The sequence below is a fragment of the Candidatus Aramenus sp. CH1 genome, from assembly GCA_022678445.1.
In the GTDB taxonomy this organism is placed as follows: Archaea; Thermoproteota; Thermoprotei_A; order Sulfolobales; family Sulfolobaceae; genus Aramenus.
The window spans coordinates 53,466-73,278 of the sequence record JALBWU010000002.1 but is presented as its reverse complement, the minus strand read 5'-3'; the positions used below and the strand labels follow the sequence as shown (position 1 = coordinate 73,278).

The following is a 19,813-nucleotide window of genomic DNA, read 5'->3' as shown; positions in this document are numbered from 1 at the left end:
CTTTCATAACAACATTTTTATTTTTATATTCCAAGTGCACTATTAATGATAATATAAGTTGTATTTAGGGTCATGCACGAGACTGACGCTTTCCTTAAAGTAGTTTCCGATCCGTCGTTCTTGATTCCGAAGGTGTTTCCTCCAGTGTACAGTGTGGAGGTGAACGAGAGTAGGTTCGTGGCCTACGGGAAATACATGGGTGTGCCTTTCACCATGAGCGGAAACGTCTTCACCGGAGAGAACTCAGTGACTTACGCCTTCACCCTAAGCGCAAAGGGCGGTAAGGGGAGCGGTAGGCTCACCGTCAGTGCCCTAGGCGAGAGCGGATCCATAAAGTTCGACTTCGAGGGCTTTATGCATAGGTTGGCGGGGACGTTCCTTATAAGGAAGTGGTTAAAGAATTTCGCCAAAAACTTGAACGAGGAAGTAAGGCTGGAGAGAATAAAAAGGAAGATCTAAAGAAGGTCGGCTACGTGTAACACTTTTCCGTGCAAGGAAAGGGCTAAACTGCAAGACTGGTTGGTTGATATCACGTTTTCAACGCCAGTCGCCTTGACTTTCCTACCCTTCTCTTCCACGATCTTTTGGGAGAGCTCAGGGTTGAAGATAAAGTAAGTCCCTCCAGCACCGCACTCAAAGGACGGGTCTTCCATCTCCACTATTTTTGCCCCCATCCTCTTCAGCATCTCCCTGGTATACTTGTTTAGTCCAACGAGGGACGCGTGACACGGGTCGTGGACTGTCACAGTTATCTCCCTTTGTGACAATGGGAGGTTATTTTTAACCACGAACTCTGCGAAGTCGAAGACCTTAAGGCCCATCTCCCTCATGTGGGCGGTGCAGTTTGATGACAGCGAGACTACCACTTTCCCTTTAAACGCCTCCTTTAGCTTCTCAGCTATCTTCAGTGCCCTCTCCTTTTCCCCCTCAGCATAATGGGGAAGACCACAGCAACTGTTGTACACCTCCACCTTGTAGAACCGCCTCAAGTAGTTGAGGGCCTTCTCCACTGTCCCCCTGTACACCACGGAGTTAAGGCACCCTGGGAAGAGCAATAGCTCAGCGTTTTCGTCTTTGTGCTGGAGAGGAGGTTGGTAGCTCTTCACGAATTCCTTAATCCTCAGGGCTATGGGGGAGGAAGACCTAGAGTACACCTTTAAGGACGCGTAAAGTAGGCCAGGGGTCTCCAGAACCTTGTGTACCAGCTTCTTAGTGGCGTCCGCCCTCCTGTAAGAAGAGATAGCCTTACCGTACTCAACTCCGCTGGGACAGGCCGCTTCACACCTCCTGCAAAACACACACGTTTCAAGACCCTCGCTCTTTACCCCTAGCCTGACCGCCCATATCCTCCCCCTGGGAGAGTGGACTTCGCTCCCAGTTATCACGTAGGTAGGGCAGACCTCTAGGCAGAAACCGCAGTGAACGCACTTGTCCAGCTCTAGTTTGTCAAGCTCTAGTCCCACTCCCATAGCCACCTAAACACCTCATCCCTGGGTTTACACTTCTCCTTAAGGAATGACTTACAAGGGTTTAAGATCCCGTGAGGGTCAAAGGCCTTCCTTATCCTCTCCATGACCTCGAGGTCAGTTGCGTTGTAGTACCTTTCCAGGAATTTGACCTTCTCCACGCCGATGCCGTGTTCCCCTGACGGTACACCACCGAGGCTGATGGCCAACTCAGTTATCTCGCTACCCACCTCAATCGCTTTCCTTAAACTGGCCTTGTCGTTGGGGTCAAAGGGTATTAAGGGGTGGAGGTTCCCGTCCCCCGCGTGGAAGACGTTTGCTATTGTAACTCCCTTAGCCCTCGACATCTCCTCTACCTTGGAGAGGATCAAGGGTAGCTTCCCCCTGGGCACGTTGCAGTCAAGCGTTAGATATGCCCTTGACACTACGCCCATAGCTGGAAATGCCCCCTTCCTAGCGTTCCAGTATGGTGAATCGTCCTCTGGCTCGAAGAACTCGCCGTTGTTATCCCTTATTACCTTGACGACGCGGGCTGTGCTCTCCTCTAAGTCCTCGTCTAGCTCTATGAGGAGTACGTGGGCGAGGGGAAGGCCAGCTTTGTACCTGCTCCTCTCCACTATGGACACCGATGTCTTGTCCATCATCTCAAGGGCTGAAGGAACTACGCCCACCTTGAATATGCCCACTACTGCCCTGGACGCGTCGTCCACTGTCTGAAAGACGCCCACTATGGTCTTTCTCGCCTTAGGTTTTGGCACTAGCTTAAGCCTTGCCCTCAGTATGGCTCCAAGGGTACCCTCAGACCCCACAAAAATGGAGGTAGGGTTGAAGAAAGGGGAAGGGGTAAACTCCTCTACCTCTCCATTCGTCAGGATTACCTTCAGCGAAAGCACACTGTTAAATGTTGGACCGTACTTCACCACCCTCATCCCTCCGGAGTCGTGGGACACGTTACCGCCTATTGAGGAGACCACGTAGCTTGAGGGATCTGGGGCGTAGAACAATTCCTTTGGAGCGCTCTTAGTGACCATGGCGTTCGCTATCCCGGGGCCAACCTCAATCTCATACCCATCCACGGAGTAGACCTTGTTCAGCCTAGTCATAGCAACGACCACTTCCCCTTGGAGGGGAATCGTAGCTCCGCTCAAGCTAGTCCCACTGCCCCTTATAACCACCTTGACCCTCCTCGAAAACAAGTACCTCAGTACCTCAACTGCCTCCTCTTCGTCCCCCGGAAGGACTACGACTGAGGGCTCCCCGGAGACCGCGGTGAACCCGTCAAAGGAGTATAGCTCCCTCTCCTCCCCAGTTATGACCCACTTGTCCCCCACTATCTTCCTTAGTTCCTCAATCACTAGTCAAAGTTGTTTTTACAGTTTAAAAAATCGACACTTTCACATCTCAGATAACGTCGAAGAAGACGCCCCTGGGGTCTAGGGACTTCTTTAAGAGCCTAAGGGAAGTGTAGTTTGCGTTAAAGCAGTCCCCCTCGCATCCCCTTTCCTTAACTAACTTCTTACCCTTAGGTGGAGTACCACCTAAACACCTCACTATGCCCAGACCGTAATAGGCGACGCAAAAGTCAGCGTTGACGCCTTTAATTTCCTCAAACTCTTTACCTCTGATTGACAGAACGGAGAAGTCGAACACCTCCGGTATCTCCAACTTCTCTCCATCACCCCTCTTCACTGCAAACTTCTTCACTTCTTCCCCAACCTTCACGCCGATAACTCCCAATGCCCTCTCCTTGAACGCCCTTTCGTGGTCCCTTACCTCTTCAAAGTGGTACTCGAAATAGGGAAGTAGCCTTACGTTGAGTTCAGCGTATGCCCCCAACCACCCCAGAGAGCCAGAGAGCACCTTCCATATCTTATAGCCTGAGGAGAACTTCGTGGTCGTAGAGCCGCTTTTCACCACCTCGCCGAGGCCAGTCACAACGATTGCGCCCAACAACCAGTCCTTTGGATACCCCAATGACGTGAACACTGAAGGTAAATTAGTTGACGCGAAACCCCCTACGCTCCCGCTGTAGTTGAAGGGCACAGTGAGGCTGTGGGCCTTCAGCTCCTCTTTAAGTTCCCTGAAAGAGGCTCCAGCTTGGACCTTGACGTACAAGTCCTCCTCGGACATCTCAATTTCCTTGTTGAGCCTCAACGTTGATATCCCAACGTCAGCGGACACCTTTTTGCCTATGTGGTGGGCATTGAATCCGTGGACGTACGCCTTCAGCTTCTCCTCCGCGCACAACCTCACTGTCTCAGCGAGTTCCTCGTAAGTTGCAGGATACACCTCGACCTTGGTATTGACGTTACCAGAGGACGTGCCTCCCTTGACTTCGACTACCTTGGAGAGCTTGTCTACCCAGTCCAACTTCACTACCCTATGTTAAATGAGATCTCGAGGAGTTTCTTGGAGTTTCTAAACCTCCAGTGGTCTAGGGAGATCCTCCCGACTTCGCCTGTAGTCTTAGTGTGGGGTTTGTTGCATGCGTTGACGTTCCAGTCTGGGATGACGACTACCTTTAGGACCTTCACCTCTGGTGGAACTGGAAAGAGGTCGTACATCTCGTCACCGTATTTTTTCTCAGCCTCCTCTCTGGGAAGTTCCTCTACAAGTACTGGAGAGTTTTCCTCGACCTTCTTGTTAGCCAGGAGAAAGACCTCTTCCATTTCCTTGTCCTCTGGCTTCCTCTCAAACTGGACAGTTAACCTCCCGTGTTGCCCTTCAACGTAGGTGCTAGCTGTCCACTTTGCCCCCAAGACCTTCCTCACGGCCCCCTTGACCACGTGGAGAGCCGTGTGAGTCCTCATTTCCGCGTAGCTCACAACACCTTTTTAATGGATAAAAATAAAAGGGTTTCCTAGACTAAGCCGTCTTTGGTCTTACCATCCACAGCAGGAGCCTTCTCCCTTCGCCACTGTAACTTAATTTTAGGATAATGTAAAGTTAAAATTCGTAAAAATAGATTCACTAAAAAACTTAAAAAACTTTTTATGTTTGATTATCCTCAATTATCATATGGAAGAGCGTTTACTAAATCGCGAGAACGAGAACGAAAAGTGGCACAACATAAAGTGCTGTTATAAGCTATCGGAGACAGAAGTGGCGTGCTTTATAAAACTAATGGAGTTAGGGAAGCCTGTGACCTCCCAAGAACTTGCAGGTATAATGAGGTTCAGCAAGACCACTGTGGAGTCGTCCTTAAGGAGGTTAATAGACCTTGGGCTGGTCGTCAGGAAAAAACTTGAGGGCTCTAGGATAGGGAGACCGAAGTACGTCTACTCTTTGCAGACGGACCTATGGGATAAGGTAAAGGTGGACCTCCACAAGTGCGCCGAATCTATGAGGAACACTAAGTTATAGCGCCTTTTTTGACGTCCTCTTGTGAAGTCTGCTCTATTGGAACCATGTTTACGTCGTAGCCCTTGAAGAGCCACATCAGCGAGCCGCCTGCCCCCAATAGCCACAGGGCTAGGTTGTACATCACGAACTGTAGCTCGTTGAACCCACTGGTCAGCTGTATGGAGAGGGCGTAGGAGACCATTGGGAACATCCTTATTAGTCCAATGAAAAAGGCCCTTGCCCGTATGGGCATCAAGGTAGGTTCGTATATTGTCCTCGCGGCCCAGCCGAACTCGCTGAAGAACATGTTGAGGAAAAGAAGGGCGTAAAACATTACGTAGAGCGTTGGGAGAGCGTAAGCCAGCAGGCCGGGGATGATCACGTATCCCACGATTAGTCCCATGGTGGAGACACCACCTAAGTAGGAGAACAAAGCGAAGATCCTTGAAGCCATCCTGTTCGCCAGGGCAGAGGCCAAGAACCCAGCAAGCGAAGCACCCAGGTTTGCCACGAAGATTACTTGGTCAACTGAGGTCCCAGAGAAGTAGTAGTCGGCTATTACGTAGGCCATGAGTCCGTAAGTTAAGTACTGGGACACGGATATGATCACAAGGAAGGCGAACCTAGTGGCTAACGAAGTCCTCTTGTTCAGCCTTACGTACTCTTCCCTTGCCTCCGGAGAGAACTTCTTTAGTTCCTCCTCAGCTTTCTCCTCCTTCTTAGCCTTCACCAGCCACCTAACGCTCTCTGGGATCCTATACCTCACGAAGATGGCCACACCAACTAAGATAATTGCGAAGAGCCCCAAGAACCTTAGCTCCACTAAGGAGGAATCTGTCAAGTTATAGGTCACCAAGGCTATTAGAGACGCCATCATTGCCCCTACGTTGTCGAAATTCGGCAAGAGTACCAGCATCGTCTCCCTCAACCTCAAGGGCATTGTCTCAGACGCGTAAGATAACGCTGTAGGCACCTCGCCCTCTATCCCTAGGTTGCCCAGTATAATCCCCAAGGTGACCAGCCCCAGAAACAGGGGAGAGGACGAGGGAATCACGCCGTAAACGCTCAAAGTAGACGCTCCAAAGATCAAGAGGGACCCAGCACCATAAAGGACCATCGTGAGGAAGAAAGTCCCCTTCCTCCCTAGCTTGAGGTCAGAGAGTGCCGATATACCTAGATCCCCTGCCAGCTGAGCTACAATGGGCACTATCAAGAACCAGACTTGGTTCACCGAAGGGTAAAACAACGGTGCTATGGAAGCTATGACCCCCCACATGAAGAAACCAATGGCTAGGGAAGTGAAGAGTGACCAATGGGAGGAGGTCCACTTAGAGAAGTCCACCTTGCTAAACTCGTCTTCCATGTGCTAACCTTATTTTAGCAAGTTATAAAGTTAGTTAATACAAAATCATCGAGTTTCAGTCTGTTCCGCTTTAACCCCCTGCCCCTTCTCCTGGCTCACTATCTCGCAGGAGAGTATTGACTTACTGTACTCGCTAACGTGATCTATGGCTTGGCTAAGTATATCCTTGACGTGGTCGTCGGCTATTGAGTAGTACACAAACTTACCAACCTTCCTTACCTTTACTGCACCGCAGTTCCTAAGGCAGGCGAGGTGGTGTGAAATCAGGGACTGTGACTTCCCCAGGGAGGCAGAGAGTTCCTGAACGTTCTTTTCTCCCTCTAAAAGCGAGAGGACGATCTCGAGCCTAGTCTTATCGGAGAGCGCTTGAAAGAAGTTCTCTAGCTCGCTCAGTAGAGGTTCCTTGTTGCCCATAAGTATACTCTCACGCTAAAGTTATTAAAAGTTATATGAATAAATGTTCATATGAACTTATAAACTAGTAAACTAGAATACATTTGTAGGTGTGTTTGCATGAAGTTGAGAATGAACTTAAAAGAGCTGAAGTGCGAGACGTGTGGAGTGCCAGTAACAGAGGACACGGCGTACACTAGATCAATAAACGGTGTAACGCACTACTTCTGCTGTTCTCACTGCGCCGATAGGTACGAGGGGAAATGACATGACAGAGGACCTCGTAATACTCGGCTACGGAGCTGCAGGCTTCGCTGCACTTATTAGGGCAAACGAGCTAGGCTACAAGCCGACGCTAGTAGGTTACGGTCCTCTGGGAGGTACGTGCGTTAACGTAGGATGCGTCCCAAGTAAAAAGCTGTTACACATTGGGGAAACGCTGAAGGCCTGCAACTCGTCGTCGGACTTCTTTAGCGCATTCAAGGAGACGAGGGAACTGGTGGAGAGGCTGAGGAAGAAGAAATACGAGAACGTGCTAAGCTCGTACGACGTAAAGCTCATTGAGGGGAAGGCCCACTTCATTTCGCCAAACGCAGTTAAGGTAGGCTCTGAGGTCGTCGAGGGAAAAAAGTTCATCATAGCTACTGGTTCTTCCCCCTCAATACCTGAAATCCCAGGATTAAAAGACGTGGGGTACTGGACTAACGTAGAGGCCCTAAACCCTGACAGGAAGATAGGCTCTCTAGTCGTAATTGGAGGTAGAGCTTTGGCACTAGAGTTCTCGCAAATTTACAAAAGGCTGGGCGTAGAGGTTGCTGTGCTGCAGAGGAGCAATAGGCTTATCCCGGACTGGGAGCCAGAGATCTCAGCAGAAATAGAAAGGGTGCTGATCAGAGACGGCATACACGTAGCCACTGGGGTATTGATAAAGGAGATAAGAAAGGGAACTGGAAAAGTGGTGGTCACTAACAAGGGGGAGGTAGAGGCAGATGAGATACTCGTAGCTACCGGGAGGAAGCCCAACGTAGACTTGAACTTGGGCGCTGCAGGGGTAGAGCTAAACGAACGTGGAGGGATTAAGGTAAACGAAGACCTCTCTACCACAAACTCCAACATCTACGCTGCGGGCGACGTTATAGGCGAAACGATGCTCGAGGCCTTGGCTGGGAAACAGGGGGCAATAGCTGCAGAGAACGCCTTGACGGGTAGCAAGAAGAGCGTAGACATGCTGAGCGTACCGCAAGCAATATTTACGCAACCCAACGCGGCTAGAGTTGGCTTGACCTCCTACGAGGCCACCGAGTCCGTAAGTAGGATAGTTAGAATGGAGGACGTTACCAAGGCCAACATCCTGGGAAGCGAGGGACTAATAAAGATGGTTGTACATGAGTCCACTAAGAGGATTCTAGGAGTACAGATGGTAGGAGAGAACGCCGCCGAAGTGATAAACGAGGCTGCCCTAGCGATAAAGCTTAGGGCCACCGTAGACGACGTAATAGATACAGTACATGTGTTCCCAACTATGGGGGAGGCGTTAAAAATAGCGTCACTTTCGTTCTACAGGGACGTAACGAAGATGAGCTGTTGCGTGGACTAGAGTTTTGACACCACTTCCCTTATTTCCTCGTAGTTGGGCTCCTTCCCTGGATCTTCCGAGATCCACTTATACCTTATAACGAACTCCCTGTCCACGACGAACACAGACCTTTTGGCCAGCACGTAGCCCTTTAACACGGGGAGCTCTCCGGCTACTCCGAAAGCTTTTACTGCTTCTCTGTTGAAGTCGCTTAACAAGGGGAAATTTATCTTGTTGTGCTCTTTAAAGGCCTTGTTGCTGAAGGGAGGGTCGACGCTTATCCCAACCACTGCCGCGTTTAAGTCGTTGAACCTGGCAAGGCTGTCCCTAAAGGTACAAATCTCCTTGGTGCAAACCGACGTGAACGCAGCAGGGTAGAAAGCTATTACTAGTGTCTTTCCCTTAAAATCGTCCGGTAGCACGACTTTCTTTAGCTCCGTGTCCACAAGCTCCAGTCGTGGAGCCCTTTCTCCTACGTCTACCATAATATACCTCTCACGGAAAAATATAAAAGCGTAATTATTGAAAAATATAAAAATTTTTAAACTTTAGTGATTGAGCGTTTCTCCTAGAGTTCAGTCCCTGTTCACGTAGAACACCCTGCCGTCCTTTAGCGTTATCTTTATACACTTCTTGTTAGGGGAAATGTTATAGTAAGATACCTTGCCGTCTATTGTTGTCCCCGCTATGAGGACTCCCCTCTTGGCCACCTCGCTTATGAGGGAGCAAAGTTCATCTGGGGGCACCCCTTCCTCGACTTTTTCTACCTTCTCCTTGGGTATTACCACTGGTTCAAAGAACGGCACCTCTATTATTATCTCCTTTTCGGTCTCCCTTACTCCCATAATAATATGATTTTTATAGCAAGTTATAAATTTTTCCTTATAAAGTAGATTTTAATGCGGAGTTCGTTTGATGCTAAAATTGCACACAAAACTAAATTTTAAAGTCCACTTCCAAAGTATTAATTGTGGACCCTAGGATACGCGAACTACCGTGCTCGGCAAAGCTTGTCTATAAGGTCTTAGAATACAAGGGATCGGCAACGTTTAAGGAAATTAAGGAAGAGACGTGCCTCCCAGAGAGGACAATTCGGGAGGCGATAAGGATATTAAGGGAAAAGGGATTGGTGTCAGCAAGGATCTGCCTTCAAGACACTAGGTCGAAGGTATACACGATCTCGGAGTGCGTGAGCTTAAGAAACCCGGAAATTTAACCTCAAAATGCAATACTCTTTATGGACTTTTCCTTCTCGGAGGAAGAGGCCCTCTTCAGGGAGGAGCTAAGGGATTTCCTCTCTAAGAGGGTTAGACCAATTGTCAGGAAGATAGACGAGGAAGGGATACCAAGGGATCTAGTAAAGGATATGGCCAAACTTGGACTGTGGGCTATGCCCGTCTCAGAGGACGTAGGTGGGCAAAAGGCCTCTTTCACGTTAACTGCGATAGCAGCGGAGGAAATAGCGAGGGCAGACTTCAGCATGGCCACGGCGGTGATGTTCCTTTTGGAGGCCTCCTGGGGTTACGTCTTGGACAAATACGGAAAGGGGGTAAGGGAAGAGGTCTTGCCAAAGGTGGTCTCCGGCGACTGGTTCCTGGGGATAGCCTCTACTGAGCCTTCGGGCGGGAGCGACGTGGCCAACCTCAAGACGTCAGCAAGGAAAGAGGGCAAGCACTACGTAATCGAAGGGGAGAAGTCTTACATTAGTGGGGTGGGCGAGGCAAAGAAGTGGGGAGGAGGCCACCTAACGCTAGTTAGGACTTCGCCGGAAGGGCATAGAGGGATCTCAATGATATACGTGCCAACAGACCAAGAGGGAGTTGAAACGTCCCTAATATCCAACTCGGGCAGGATGGGGATCTCAACGGGTATCATGAGATATCATGGTATCAAAGTCCCAGTTAAGAACTTAGTGGGAGAGGAAAACAAGGGATTCTATTACGCTATGGATGGTTTTAACCACGCTAGAGTTTTGGTTTCAGCAGCTTGTATAGGTAGTGCTGAAGTAATACTCGAAATGGGACTAAATTACGCGAAAGAGAGGGAAGCCTTTGGGAAGAAGCTGAAGGACCACCAGGCGATAGCCTTCGAGGCATCAGAGCTTTACACAAGGCTAGAGATGGCGAAGCTATTGACCTACAAGGCAGCGTGGATGTTGGATAACGAGGAAAAGTTCCGAGATCAGATACCGGCCTACTCCGCAATGGCCAAGCTGGTTGGTCCACAGACGGCGTTTGACGTGATAAAGTCTGTCATGATGTGGATGGGAGCTTACAGCTACACAAAGGACGCCCTAGTCGAGATCGCCTACAGGGGAATAGCGTCCTACCTAGTTGGAGCTGAGGGAGCTATGAACGTTATGAAAATGATAATATCAAAAAAGATATTTACTTGATGAAGAGCAAAAATACGAAATTACTCTAGCCTATAGCTGAACCTAGTTTTGGATAGCCCTACCATGAATACCCCTATTAAGAGTAGGATAGACGGTAGATACAACCTCGGTTCCGGCGCGAAGTAGTCCAGAGCAGAGGTAAATATGGCCAAGATGAACATAACGATGGAAATCGCTATAAGCGCTATTCCTCCAGCTAGCCAGCTCTTTATGTAAGTGTACATGACGAAGAGTTCCTGCCAATCCGCCTCCTTGGTCCTGACGAGTAGGGCCTTGTTCTTCATAAAAGCGAGGCTCTTCTCAGACCCAAACATGGCAAAGCCGTGCATCTTGCTAAAGCCCAGTTCCCTCGCTTCCTCGTTTCCCTTCTGCACGTTAAACTTCAAGGCATTCGCTATTTCCTCCGCCTCTTCCTTGTCTAGGTCAGTCCTAACTACGTTGCCCGAGTCGTCTATCTTCACGCTTCCCACGTAACCCTTTACCTTGCTCATACCCTTACCACCCCAGACTGTAGCTCCCTAACCACTATCTCCCAGTTGGTCTTTACGGCGTCCACCACAACTAGGGCCCCGTTAAGGTAAGTAATGCCCAAGTCGTCCAGTATCATCGCAAACCCCATCAGCGAGCCGAGACCTATTTTCCTAGCCTCCTCCTCTCCAATCCTCATGTTCTCCATCAAGATTTGTATTAGCTTGTCCTTGTCTACCTTCAGGTCTTGCCCGTACACCTTTTCTAGACCGCTACCCACAATTTTATACACACCTATGAGTCCTGGTATATTCTCGTATCCCATTACTCATCAATATACATGTTTATACATTCTTATTTATAAATGTTTTCTTTGAAAGTATCAAGTAAATTAAAAATTTATTTATTTTTAATAAATAGTATAAGAAGAAGTAAATAAAAATTACCTTGAATAGATCGGAACGAAGTCTCTCTTTTCTGGCCCCACGTAAAGGGCTCTAGGCCTAATGAGCCTGTGCTGTTCTTCCACGTACTCTATCAAGTGTGCCAACCAGCCGAGGACCCTGGACAAGGCGAAAAGCGAAGTGAACATGTAAACAGGAAAGCCCATGCAGTAGAACACTAGCCCGGAGTAGAAGTCCGTGTTAGGGTATATCTTCTTCTCGGAGAAGTGCCTTATCCCCAGCTTCTCTAACTTCTCAGCCACCTCGTATAGCTTTCTCGCCTCAGGGGTCTTAGCTAACTCCCTTGCGTACTCCTTAAATATCCTGCACCTAGGGTCGTATGTCTTGTAAACCCTGTGGCCAAATCCCATCAACCTCTTCTTCTCCTTGATCACATTATTTTCGAACCACTCCTCTACCTTTTCCGGTTCCTTTATCTCCAGGAACTGCTGGAAGGCGGCCTCAGCTGCACCGCCGTGAAGTGGCCCCTTCAACGCAGCAAGGGCTGAGACTATACAAGAGTATAGATCAGATAGTGTGGAAGAGGTAACTAGGGCCGCAGTCGTTGAAGCCGGAACTTCGTGGTCTGTGTACAGTATTAAGGCCGCGTTCATGGCTTCAACCTCCTTCTTACTGGGTTCCCTAGAGAATGTAGCTCTCAAGAAGCTCTTGGCGTAGCTCTCCGACGGTTCCAACAACGTGGAGGGAAGTCCCTCCTTCAGTCTGTACACGTTTGCCACTACTGTCGCAGTCTTCGCTATTATCTCAAGGGCCCTCTCAGTGTTTTCTCCCTTCTTCCAACCATAGTTGTAGTAGGATGCAAGAGCGCTAAAAGCAGTCTCCATCATGCCTATTGCGTCAGCGTCTTGTGGTAGCTCCTCCAAGATCCTTATCACCGGCGGAGGTACGTCGTAGCTCCTGTTGATCTTTTCCCTAACCCTCTTAAGCTGGGATTCGTTTGGGAGGTCTCCGTAAAGCATTAGGTAAACCACTTCCTCGTAACTGCAGTTCTTCACTAAGTCATCTATGTCGTACCCCCTGTACCTCAGGATGCCCCTTTCTCCGTCTATGTAGGTCAGGGAGGTAGCCTTTATGAACACGTTCTCTAGCCCTTTACTCACAACGCTCATCTTCAATCACTCCCCGTAAACTCCTCCTCTGAGATTGTAGAGAGGGCCTTAAGAACGTGGGACTCTCTGATCAAATCCCTGATCGAGATCACCCCTACGAACTTGCCGTCAGAGTCCGTGACAATGAGATGCCTTATACCGTACGCGGAAAACTTCTCTGCTGCAAGGTATACGCTGTCATCCTCAGAGACCGTGACTAGGCGACCTGTCGTCCCTATTTTCTCCACTGGCTCGTCCAACGAGATACCTTTGGCCAAAGCCCTTATCACGTCCCTCTCCGTGACTATCCCCATTAACTTCTCTCCGTCGAGTACGACCACTGAGCCTATATTTATGGACGCCATTAACCTTACTGCCTCCCTAATAGGAGTGCCCTTCTGAACTGTGACAGGGGGCTTAGTTATCAAGTACTTAACTTTACTTGTCATAATGTAATATTATACATTTCGAAAATTATAAAAGTTTCTCAAGTTCCTTATCTAACTTTTCATAGAAGTTATAATTAATTATTTCGTACTGTTCCTTCCTAGTCATCATCTTTTCTAGGAGAGGTTTCTGGGTCCCTTCCATCATTAAAACTTCCAGCGCCTCCTTCATGGCTTTGGCCGCTACCCTAAATATTGTCACGGGAAAGATGACGTAGGTGTAGCCCATAGCCTTGAACTCCTCTGCGGTTATGAAGGGGGTCTTGCCGAACTCCGTCATGTTTGCCAAGAGCGGGGCCTTTACCTCCCTGGCAAACCTCTCGAACTCCTCCTTTGAGTGCAGCGCTTCAGGGAAGATCACGTCTGCCCCAGCTTCGAGGTACGCCTTCGCCCTCTCAATGGCGTCGTCTATGCCTATTACATCCCTTGAGTCTACCCTGGCTATGATTAACGCTTCCTTCCTAGCCCTCACCGCAGCTTTTATCTTGGATATCATGGTCCTCCTGTCCACCACTTCCTTCCCGTCCAAGTGTCCACACTTCTTCGGCATCTGCTGGTCCTCTATTTGTATAGCGTCCGCTCCCGCCCCCTCCAACAACTTGACGGTCCTATAGACATTGATTGCCTCACCGAACCCCGTGTCCGCGTCTACTATCATAGGTATACTCGTCACCTCCCTTATCTTTTTGACCATGTACACCAGCTCCTCGAGGCTAATGAGCCCAATGTCTGGGAGGCCAAAGGAGGAAGTGAGGGCACCGCCTGACAGGTAGACTACCTTGAAGCCTACCTTTTCTGCCAACAATGCTGTAAAGGGGTTAAACACTCCTGGCACTACTGTGAACTCCTTAGGCAACAATTTCCTTCACCTTGTGTCCTTCTATTTCCCATACCTTTGAAATTATCTCTTCGCTTAACCCCAGCCTCCTCGCCTTCTTTTCCACTTCTTCGTCGCTCATCGGATTGTTGAGGTAACCTTTAGGGGACCTCACCTCGCTGGAATATGTCCCCTTATCTGTGTAGACCGTTACCCTAGTAGGCAACTCCCTGGGGTATACCTTTGTGTACTCTTCGTTCTCGATAACTTCTACCTTTTTCATGAGTTCCCTCACTTTCTCGTTGGTCTGCATTGAGTAGTTCTCCAGCCACATGTCGCCCCTTAATAAGGTTGAGGCCACAATAAACGGGATACTGTGGTCTGCAGTCTCCTTTGTGTCCGGGTTCCACTTCTCTGGGTCCGCCAAGATGGACTTCCCAGCCTCATAGGTCTCCACAACCACTCTCCTTACCTCTCCCTCCACCTCAAGGCTGAGCAATGCCTCCACGAGGGCTTGGGCGTGGTACTCTACTGGGTACTTCTTTATTGACGTCTCCAATATCTTGCTTGCCCCCATCCTCTCGAAGTTCTTAACATCAAGATCAACTATTAGCTTGAACCCCATGTCTCCAGAGAACGGGTCCGAAGGCCCAGTGAAACCTTGCTTTGCCAACAGGGTCGCGAATACCGCGTTCCTCACTGCCTCGGCTGCTGCCCCAGCCTTCCACATTGACAGTTTCCCCCTCCTCGTCTGTCTCAAGGCTACGTGAGGTATTAACGAGATTGAGATGGCGTTGTAGGTCTCCTCCTCGCTTAACCCAAGCAGGTTTGACAGAGCCGTAGCTGCGGCTACTTGGAGGTAATTAACGTGGTCGAAGCCCCTCTTCCTTAGGGAGGCGGAGTCGCACAACCTAGTCCCTACCTCGTACCCCACAGCTATCGCGGTGATCAACTCCTTACCGGTTTTCTCTATCCCTAGAGAAAGGAGTCCGCCTATCATGTCGCTTGGGTGGAGGGGCTCCAGCGACAAGTAGGTATCATTGAAGTCCCAGAACCTGATTAACAGGGTGTTGTAAAAAGCGGAAAGGTCTGGGGTCACCTTCCCTTTCCCCAAGAGAGTTAGGTACTGCCCTTGGAAGGAGGGGAATAGCCCTTCTACTATTTTAGCCGGCTCTGAGTCCACTGCTGCCTTTGCCACCGCCAGCGAGTCTATCAACCTCCTTTTCGCCTCCCTCACCACCTTCTCGTCTAAGTCTTCATATGAAATTGAAACCGAGTAGCTTGAGAGTATTTCCGCCAGCTCCATAAGATCTATTTGTGTAAGAATCCAATATAAACTTTATAAGAAAAATTTAAATAAATAGCTGACAATATTTAATCATGATGAATCATGACTAAAATTGCCTTCATAGGAATAGGTAAGATAGGTCAGACGATCGCTTACTCCGCGGTAATGAACGGGGTGTTCGACGAAGTCACTGTATATGACATAATACCCGAGTTGCCGGAGAAGTTTGAACACGAGCTCCGGCATGCCATGGCCACCAAGGGAATTAGAACCGAGGTACTCTCGACCAACAACCTCGACGACGTGTCAGGGAACGACATAGTTGTTATCTCAGCGGGGAAGCCGAGGAAAGTTGGGATGAGCAGGAGAGATCTGTTCAAGGATAATGCCAAGATCATGATCGACCTAACCAGGAAGTTGCCCAAGGCTAACCCAGGGGCAATATACGTAATGGTCACCAACCCAGTGGACATGATGGCGTCGGTCTTTGCCAAGTTCTCTAAGGAAATGGTAATAAGCACCGGGGACCAAGTGGAGACCATGAGAATGAGGGCGTACATAGCCAAGAAGCTCCGCGTCCCAGTCTACGAGGTAAACGGCTTCGTAGGAGGGGAGCACGGCGAGGACGCCGTTGTGCTCTGGAGTACCGTCACCGTGAAGGGGAAGCCTATTGATCAGTTCAACATCGACAAGGAGGAGGTCTCAAGGTACGTAAAGACGATACCGGGGGAGATAATCAGGGTGATGGGAGGAACCACTTGGGGACCAGGCACCATCATTGCAGATATAATCAAGGCAATAGCTCTCAACGAGAACAAGGTCATGAGCGTAGCGACGCCCAGGGTATTTAAGGACGAGGTCATCCACGTGAGCGTACCAGTAGTGGTAGGGAGGAACATAGGGCCCTCGCTCGAGAGCCTTTTGGACGAGAAGGACAAGTGGCATCTGGAAAACGCTATACTCGACTTCTACAACGCTTACAAGGAAATGTTGAGCTCAATAGAGGAAGTCTTATCCTAACCCACCACCTTTTTTACTAAGGTAAAGGTAGGAAAGACACCGCAAGGATCATAAATATCACCGTTATCGTGAGCAAGGCAGTCCCTAGGAGGGAATAAAACCTTAACTTGTTTTCTACTAGGTGTATCTGATCCACAGTTGCGGGATCTACGGACCTGTACAACTTAAAGAGAGTCTCAAAGTAGCGGCCTATAAGCAGACCCACTGTGAACCCTACTATGCCAAACAACGCCCCAACAAACACGCAGACCCCCCAACCCGTTGAGAAAAGTACGTACGTGACCTCCTGTATTCCCCCGTCCTTGTAGTAGCCTATCATATAGTGCAGGAACTCTCCGGCGCCGAAGACCACTGTTATCATCCCAGAAACCTCGATGAAGCTTAGGATAGTAGGGAACAGCCTGGTCATGAGCTCGAAAACTGCCTCGCTTGAAAGTTTAGAAATTCTTGGAGCCACTACCGCTCCAAAAATTATTACCGCACCGTAATAAATTAATGAGAAAAAACCGTGTATTACGTTTAGCACGAGGGATATGGGCACCAATTACTCGCACCTATAGAGAGTACACCAGGGAACCAATAGACGTTATTATGGCTATCAAGAATGACACTGCCATTAGGTAGGAGAAGTCGTAGTTAAACGTGGCGTAAAACGCCAGCCCACCTGCAGCAGCTAATGCCACGAACACCGCGGTAAGTAGGCCTAGGTAAAATAGGTCCTTTCTGTTGCTCAAATAAGTGAGCGCGAAAAGGAGTACAGCCCCTAGCCCGCTCAATAAGGCCAAGCTTAGATGAGAGGAGAGTATTGCGGCCATCCAGGACGCCTGGATGGGAAACTGGTCGTTTAGAGTGGTCGCGGTGCCCGCAATAAATGCCCCCATGAGTAGGATTGACTCCACTGCTGAGGCAATTAGGACTGGCGTGTTCCTGCTCACTCTCTCTGTCATATTTATCAACATAATCTGAATAAGAGGGATAAATAAATATTTCTTTAATACTTTGCTATTTTAAAAAATTTTGTGACTTACCTTCTCAAGGAGTAGAACAGGATGGCTGAAGTAAAGGCTATCGTGAAAACGAAGCCTGTGCCCATAGCCAACGCGTAGTCGGGGGTGGAAAAGCCTCCGAAGAAGAAGAGCCCCTCAAACGCCGCAGCTAACACAGAGAAGATGTCAAGGACAGCTAACACCCTCAGAACGGTGTTCTCTGCCCTAGTCGCTGAGCCGTAAAGTGCTATGGCGAATATGACGTCGAAGGCCGCCGCGTATATGTGTGCCGTGATGGGGGCACCAGAGTAGGGAAGCTTGTACACCGCCATTGCCATCCCCGCCACGTAAGTTACTATTAAGCTTGCCAGTTCCGCCCCAGCCAACGCTGGAGTGTACTGGTTCCTGGAGAACTTAGAGGCTATGCTGTTGTACACGTCTAGGAAAGACCTAGAGCTCATCGATATTAGATAAAAATTAGGAAATATAAAAAGTTTAGTTTTGAAAAGTACAAGTTAATAGAAATCCTTGTAAAACACCCAGCCAAAGGCTATGGATGCTAATATTATATAAATTGCCGTTACCAGTATCGTTGCGTTCTCTACGCCTAGCGCAAAGCTGAGGGCGTAGTTTAAGGGTAAGGAAACAACAATGAAAAACGCTAGTACTATTGCAGCAAACACTATCCTTGAAGGTAGTTTCATTCTATTATCACAAATTAAAACAAAAAGTGGTATCTTATAAATTTTACCTCATAAACTAAGTAAATGAAGTAAAGGAAGGACTAGGTCTGGTGGAGACGAATCCCACAGGATAGTGTATATAATGAAAGAAGCTAAGGCTGCAGTTGCGGCGAATATTAACGCAACTATAGCTACCCCTAACCTTGTCACGCGCATCACCTTAGAACGGGTTCCCGTCGTTTTCTACTTGCGTGTAGCAGTTACTTGGCGTTTGTCCCTTCTGTAGGAGTACCTTGGGGCACCCAGTTGTCTCATCGTAAGAGTCCAAGTAAGCGGCGCCCTCTAGGTCTGACGTGTGATCCATTATTGGGGGAGCGTTAATGTTCATCCCAACTGCGTAAAGGTAGTCAGTGTCGGGGTCCCAATACAACTGAACGTAAGGTAGGGGCCTCACCGTAGGGCCTGTCAGTACTGCGGCCCCGTGCCATGGGTCGTAAGTCGAGCCGTGACAGTCGCAGTGTATGACGCTCTTAGCCCCAGCGCTCACCGCTGCGCTGTAGGCGTCTGGTGGAAGGTAGCTTGGAGGAGTGCCTCCAGGGGCGAAGTACTTCGGAGGGAAGAAGTGTATCTCCGGTGGCACGCAACCCAAGTGCTGACATATTGCGCTGTACGCTACGATGGACTTATTTGGACCCACGCCTCCAGGGAAAGTGTACGTCTTGCCCGTCTCGGGAATAGTCACGGTAACCGGAGGAATGGTCACAGGGTTATTGTTCTCGTCACCCATGTTTATCAAAAAGGTGATGTCTCCCAACATTGGATACTGGAACAACAGGATCTCAGGGTCGTTGACTGGGATATTTGAAGCTTGAATAGGCTGACCGTTTGAGTCCACGATCACCATCCAGGGAAACTTCTTCAAGTAGACTGGGGTCGGGTTCAAGGAGTTTATCATAGGTACAGCGGTAGCTACTGCGACTACACCAATGCCTATTAACAATCCCTTAAGGAAGGCCCTCCTACTTGGGTCCAAGGGACCAACGTTCTTCTCAGCGTAGTTGTACAAGTAGTCCCTTCCTTTTGCCATAAACTCCTTGACGTCAAATTCGCTGTTCTTATTCCTCATCTTCCACAGTAGCCTCTTGGCGAATACGAAGTCGCTCCTTTTTATGATTACCTTACCACAATCCATACTTCCATCATGAACTTTATATTAACAGAGTTTATAAAAACTTTTCTTATATAGAAATTATTTAATATAACAAGCTTTTAGTAAATTTAGTATCTTTTATAAAATAGAAATATATATTTTTATTTTCTAAACTTTGGTTAAATACTTTGCGATTTGTCATAATTTTTTATTTAAACTTAATAAGCCCGAGAACGTAATATAGTTTAGATACCTTTGATATTAACGAAACATTTATAGTTATTAAAAATAACATTTATAAGCTTATTTGGTAAAGTCTAACACGACAAAATATGTCGTTTACGGAAAAGCTTAAGGAACATGCAGAACTAGCCTGGTTTGTCGTGATGCTAATTCTCGTTGCTGTTTTCGTAGCGTGGAACATAGAAGGAGTTGCTCATGGCAGTAGCACCAGCTATAGGTACGGCCTTCCCCTATATTCCGGGTTACCCAAGGACGCGCAAGCAGCAGTTAGCTACTTCTACTCACATCCCCCTGAAAAGGGGTACTCTGAGGTAGTGAACGGGATACTAGTAGTCAACATGACTGTCACGTTTAAGGGCTATACGCCTAGCTTGATAGTCGCCAACGAAAGCCAGCCCGTTGTCATCATACTCAACTCTCCCCAAGTGATCACCGGTTTCTTCATGAGACTGCCCGACGGAGTGGTCAACGTAAATGCAGTGCCTAACACGACTAGCTACGTCTATTTTGTAACCCCCAACACCCCCGGGAACTACACGTGGAGGGAACCCGAGTACGCCGGGTACAATTTCTCGTATTGGGTAGGTACATTGGAGGTAGTGTGAATGGGTGTCAAGTCCCTTGT

The 19,813-nt window shown here is 48.7% G+C and carries 27 protein-coding genes; 8 read left to right on the top strand and 19 right to left on the bottom strand.

Translation table 11 applies throughout. The features are described 5' to 3' along the window. Positions 1-72 precede the first annotated feature (72 nt). Positions 73-459: a DUF3211 domain-containing protein gene (locus MPF33_02020; protein MCI2414021.1), complete on the top strand. Its 387-nt coding sequence runs from the start codon at positions 73-75 to the stop codon at positions 457-459. Here MPF33_02020 and MPF33_02015 read toward each other — a convergent pair. From MPF33_02015 to MPF33_02000, 4 genes are read right to left on the bottom strand one after another with little or no spacing between them, the layout of a single operon-like run. Beyond that, positions 456-1,469, bottom strand: coding sequence for a (Fe-S)-binding protein (locus tag MPF33_02015; GenBank protein ID MCI2414020.1), 1,014 nt, complete (start codon positions 1,467-1,469; stop codon positions 456-458). The genes MPF33_02020 and MPF33_02015 overlap by 4 nt on opposite strands. Next, positions 1,454-2,821 carry an FAD-binding protein gene (locus MPF33_02010; protein MCI2414019.1) on the bottom strand — a complete coding sequence of 456 codons (1,368 nt, stop codon included), beginning with the start codon at positions 2,819-2,821 and terminating at the stop codon, positions 1,454-1,456. Before MPF33_02010 ends, MPF33_02015 begins: the two co-directional genes overlap by 16 nt. Positions 2,822-2,867: 46 nt before the next feature. Beyond that, positions 2,868-3,836, bottom strand: coding sequence for an FAD-binding oxidoreductase (locus MPF33_02005; protein MCI2414018.1), 969 nt, complete (start codon positions 3,834-3,836; stop codon positions 2,868-2,870). A gap of 5 nt (positions 3,837-3,841) precedes the next feature. Beyond that, entirely contained in the window at positions 3,842-4,291 is a 450-nt protein-coding gene (locus MPF33_02000) for an alanyl-tRNA editing protein (GenBank protein MCI2414017.1), read from the bottom strand. 193 nt (positions 4,292-4,484) lie between these two features. Between MPF33_02000 and MPF33_01995 the strand changes: the two genes are divergently transcribed. After that, positions 4,485-4,829 carry a GntR family transcriptional regulator gene (locus MPF33_01995; GenBank protein ID MCI2414016.1) on the top strand — a complete coding sequence of 115 codons (345 nt, stop codon included), beginning with the start codon at positions 4,485-4,487 and terminating at the stop codon, positions 4,827-4,829. Here MPF33_01995 and MPF33_01990 read toward each other — a convergent pair. Next, positions 4,819-6,171: an MFS transporter gene (locus tag MPF33_01990; protein MCI2414015.1), complete on the bottom strand. Its 1,353-nt coding sequence runs from the start codon at positions 6,169-6,171 to the stop codon at positions 4,819-4,821. The two genes, MPF33_01995 and MPF33_01990, sit on opposite strands and share 11 nt — an antisense overlap. Before the next feature lie 45 nt (positions 6,172-6,216). Next, positions 6,217-6,585 (bottom strand): metalloregulator ArsR/SmtB family transcription factor, encoded by a 369-nt coding sequence (locus tag MPF33_01985; protein MCI2414014.1) that lies wholly within the window; start codon positions 6,583-6,585, stop codon positions 6,217-6,219. 99 nt (positions 6,586-6,684) lie between these two features. Between MPF33_01985 and MPF33_01980 the strand changes: the two genes are divergently transcribed. After that, positions 6,685-6,831, top strand: a complete 147-nt coding sequence (locus MPF33_01980) for a transcriptional regulator (GenBank protein ID MCI2414013.1) — start codon at positions 6,685-6,687, stop codon at positions 6,829-6,831. 1 nt (position 6,832) lies between these two features. Further along, positions 6,833-8,161: a mercury(II) reductase gene (gene merA / locus MPF33_01975; protein MCI2414012.1), complete on the top strand. Its 1,329-nt coding sequence runs from the start codon at positions 6,833-6,835 to the stop codon at positions 8,159-8,161. On the opposite strand, the gene MPF33_01970 is transcribed toward merA, so the two are convergent. Beyond that, positions 8,158-8,625 (bottom strand): redoxin domain-containing protein, encoded by a 468-nt coding sequence (locus tag MPF33_01970; GenBank protein ID MCI2414011.1) that lies wholly within the window; start codon positions 8,623-8,625, stop codon positions 8,158-8,160. The two genes, merA and MPF33_01970, sit on opposite strands and share 4 nt — an antisense overlap. 90 nt (positions 8,626-8,715) lie before the next feature. Then, entirely contained in the window at positions 8,716-8,985 is a 270-nt protein-coding gene (locus MPF33_01965) for a hypothetical protein (GenBank protein MCI2414010.1), read from the bottom strand. Between the two features lie 137 nt (positions 8,986-9,122). On the opposite strand from MPF33_01965, the gene MPF33_01960 reads away from it, so the two are divergent. Together MPF33_01960 and MPF33_01955 are read left to right on the top strand one after the other, a co-directional pair. Then, complete coding sequence (locus MPF33_01960) at positions 9,123-9,356, top strand: hypothetical protein (protein ID MCI2414009.1); 234 nt, start codon at positions 9,123-9,125, stop codon at positions 9,354-9,356. A gap of 21 nt (positions 9,357-9,377) precedes the next feature. Next, the gene (locus MPF33_01955) at positions 9,378-10,535 is read left to right on the top strand and encodes an acyl-CoA dehydrogenase (GenBank protein ID MCI2414008.1); all 1,158 of its coding nucleotides are present in this window, start codon (positions 9,378-9,380) and stop codon (positions 10,533-10,535) included. 20 nt (positions 10,536-10,555) lie between these two features. Here MPF33_01955 and MPF33_01950 read toward each other — a convergent pair whose 3' ends face one another. From MPF33_01950 to MPF33_01925, 6 genes are all read right to left on the bottom strand, one after another. Further along, positions 10,556-11,026 carry a hypothetical protein gene (locus MPF33_01950; GenBank protein MCI2414007.1) on the bottom strand — a complete coding sequence of 157 codons (471 nt, stop codon included), beginning with the start codon at positions 11,024-11,026 and terminating at the stop codon, positions 10,556-10,558. Next, on the bottom strand, positions 11,023-11,295 hold the full coding sequence (locus MPF33_01945) for a hypothetical protein (protein MCI2414006.1): 273 nt from the start codon (positions 11,293-11,295) through the stop codon (positions 11,023-11,025). The genes MPF33_01950 and MPF33_01945 overlap by 4 nt, the downstream gene beginning before the upstream one ends. A gap of 150 nt (positions 11,296-11,445) precedes the next feature. After that, positions 11,446-12,576, bottom strand: a complete 1,131-nt coding sequence (locus MPF33_01940) for a citrate synthase (protein ID MCI2414005.1) — start codon at positions 12,574-12,576, stop codon at positions 11,446-11,448. 2 nt (positions 12,577-12,578) lie between these two features. Next, positions 12,579-13,004, bottom strand: a complete 426-nt coding sequence (locus MPF33_01935; protein ID MCI2414004.1) for a CBS domain-containing protein — start codon at positions 13,002-13,004, stop codon at positions 12,579-12,581. 25 nt (positions 13,005-13,029) lie between these two features. After that, complete coding sequence (gene prpB, locus MPF33_01930) at positions 13,030-13,860, bottom strand: methylisocitrate lyase (protein MCI2414003.1); 831 nt, start codon at positions 13,858-13,860, stop codon at positions 13,030-13,032. Continuing rightward, positions 13,850-15,124: an MmgE/PrpD family protein gene (locus tag MPF33_01925; protein MCI2414002.1), complete on the bottom strand. Its 1,275-nt coding sequence runs from the start codon at positions 15,122-15,124 to the stop codon at positions 13,850-13,852. Before MPF33_01925 ends, prpB begins: the two co-directional genes overlap by 11 nt. An 84-nt stretch (positions 15,125-15,208) precedes the next feature. On the opposite strand from MPF33_01925, the gene MPF33_01920 reads away from it, so the two are divergent. Beyond that, on the top strand, positions 15,209-16,126 hold the full coding sequence (locus tag MPF33_01920) for an NAD(P)-binding domain-containing protein (protein ID MCI2414001.1): 918 nt from the start codon (positions 15,209-15,211) through the stop codon (positions 16,124-16,126). A gap of 16 nt (positions 16,127-16,142) precedes the next feature. Here MPF33_01920 and MPF33_01915 read toward each other — a convergent pair whose 3' ends face one another. From MPF33_01915 to MPF33_01895, 5 genes are all read right to left on the bottom strand, one after another. Continuing rightward, positions 16,143-16,667: a hypothetical protein gene (locus tag MPF33_01915; GenBank protein ID MCI2414000.1), complete on the bottom strand. Its 525-nt coding sequence runs from the start codon at positions 16,665-16,667 to the stop codon at positions 16,143-16,145. Positions 16,668-16,680: 13 nt separating this feature from the next. Next, positions 16,681-17,073 (bottom strand): hypothetical protein, encoded by a 393-nt coding sequence (locus MPF33_01910; GenBank protein MCI2413999.1) that lies wholly within the window; start codon positions 17,071-17,073, stop codon positions 16,681-16,683. A gap of 77 nt (positions 17,074-17,150) precedes the next feature. Beyond that, the gene (locus MPF33_01905; protein ID MCI2413998.1) at positions 17,151-17,573 is read right to left on the bottom strand and encodes a hypothetical protein; all 423 of its coding nucleotides are present in this window, start codon (positions 17,571-17,573) and stop codon (positions 17,151-17,153) included. A 54-nt stretch (positions 17,574-17,627) separates the two neighbouring features. Then, positions 17,628-17,816 carry a hypothetical protein gene (locus MPF33_01900; protein ID MCI2413997.1) on the bottom strand — a complete coding sequence of 63 codons (189 nt, stop codon included), beginning with the start codon at positions 17,814-17,816 and terminating at the stop codon, positions 17,628-17,630. A 199-nt stretch (positions 17,817-18,015) separates the two neighbouring features. Then, positions 18,016-18,987 (bottom strand): Rieske 2Fe-2S domain-containing protein, encoded by a 972-nt coding sequence (locus MPF33_01895; protein MCI2413996.1) that lies wholly within the window; start codon positions 18,985-18,987, stop codon positions 18,016-18,018. 290 nt (positions 18,988-19,277) lie between these two features. On the opposite strand from MPF33_01895, the gene MPF33_01890 reads away from it, so the two are divergent. Beyond that, positions 19,278-19,793, top strand: a complete 516-nt coding sequence (locus tag MPF33_01890) for a cytochrome c oxidase subunit II (protein MCI2413995.1) — start codon at positions 19,278-19,280, stop codon at positions 19,791-19,793. The last annotated feature ends 20 nt before the right edge of the window (positions 19,794-19,813 follow it).

Coding starts and splice junctions, on each gene's coding strand:
- MPF33_02020 (MCI2414021.1), top strand. CDS start 73: ATGCACGAGACTGACGCTTTCCTTAAAGTAGTTTCCGATCCGTCGTTC.
- MPF33_02015 (MCI2414020.1), bottom strand. CDS start 1,469: ATGGGAGTGGGACTAGAGCTTGACAAACTAGAGCTGGACAAGTGCGTT.
- MPF33_01995 (MCI2414016.1), top strand. CDS start 4,485: ATGGAAGAGCGTTTACTAAATCGCGAGAACGAGAACGAAAAGTGGCAC.
- MPF33_01990 (MCI2414015.1), bottom strand. CDS start 6,171: ATGGAAGACGAGTTTAGCAAGGTGGACTTCTCTAAGTGGACCTCCTCC.
- MPF33_01985 (MCI2414014.1), bottom strand. CDS start 6,585: ATGGGCAACAAGGAACCTCTACTGAGCGAGCTAGAGAACTTCTTTCAA.
- MPF33_01980 (MCI2414013.1), top strand. CDS start 6,685: ATGAAGTTGAGAATGAACTTAAAAGAGCTGAAGTGCGAGACGTGTGGA.
- merA (MCI2414012.1), top strand. CDS start 6,833: ATGACAGAGGACCTCGTAATACTCGGCTACGGAGCTGCAGGCTTCGCT.
- MPF33_01970 (MCI2414011.1), bottom strand. CDS start 8,625: ATGGTAGACGTAGGAGAAAGGGCTCCACGACTGGAGCTTGTGGACACG.
- MPF33_01965 (MCI2414010.1), bottom strand. CDS start 8,985: ATGGGAGTAAGGGAGACCGAAAAGGAGATAATAATAGAGGTGCCGTTC.
- MPF33_01955 (MCI2414008.1), top strand. CDS start 9,378: ATGGACTTTTCCTTCTCGGAGGAAGAGGCCCTCTTCAGGGAGGAGCTA.
- MPF33_01950 (MCI2414007.1), bottom strand. CDS start 11,026: ATGAGCAAGGTAAAGGGTTACGTGGGAAGCGTGAAGATAGACGACTCG.
- MPF33_01940 (MCI2414005.1), bottom strand. CDS start 12,576: ATGAGCGTTGTGAGTAAAGGGCTAGAGAACGTGTTCATAAAGGCTACC.
- MPF33_01935 (MCI2414004.1), bottom strand. CDS start 13,004: ATGACAAGTAAAGTTAAGTACTTGATAACTAAGCCCCCTGTCACAGTT.
- MPF33_01925 (MCI2414002.1), bottom strand. CDS start 15,124: ATGGAGCTGGCGGAAATACTCTCAAGCTACTCGGTTTCAATTTCATAT.
- MPF33_01920 (MCI2414001.1), top strand. CDS start 15,209: ATGACTAAAATTGCCTTCATAGGAATAGGTAAGATAGGTCAGACGATC.
- MPF33_01910 (MCI2413999.1), bottom strand. CDS start 17,073: ATGACAGAGAGAGTGAGCAGGAACACGCCAGTCCTAATTGCCTCAGCA.
- MPF33_01905 (MCI2413998.1), bottom strand. CDS start 17,573: ATGAGCTCTAGGTCTTTCCTAGACGTGTACAACAGCATAGCCTCTAAG.
- MPF33_01900 (MCI2413997.1), bottom strand. CDS start 17,816: ATGAAACTACCTTCAAGGATAGTGTTTGCTGCAATAGTACTAGCGTTT.
- MPF33_01895 (MCI2413996.1), bottom strand. CDS start 18,987: ATGGATTGTGGTAAGGTAATCATAAAAAGGAGCGACTTCGTATTCGCC.
- MPF33_01890 (MCI2413995.1), top strand. CDS start 19,278: ATGTCGTTTACGGAAAAGCTTAAGGAACATGCAGAACTAGCCTGGTTT.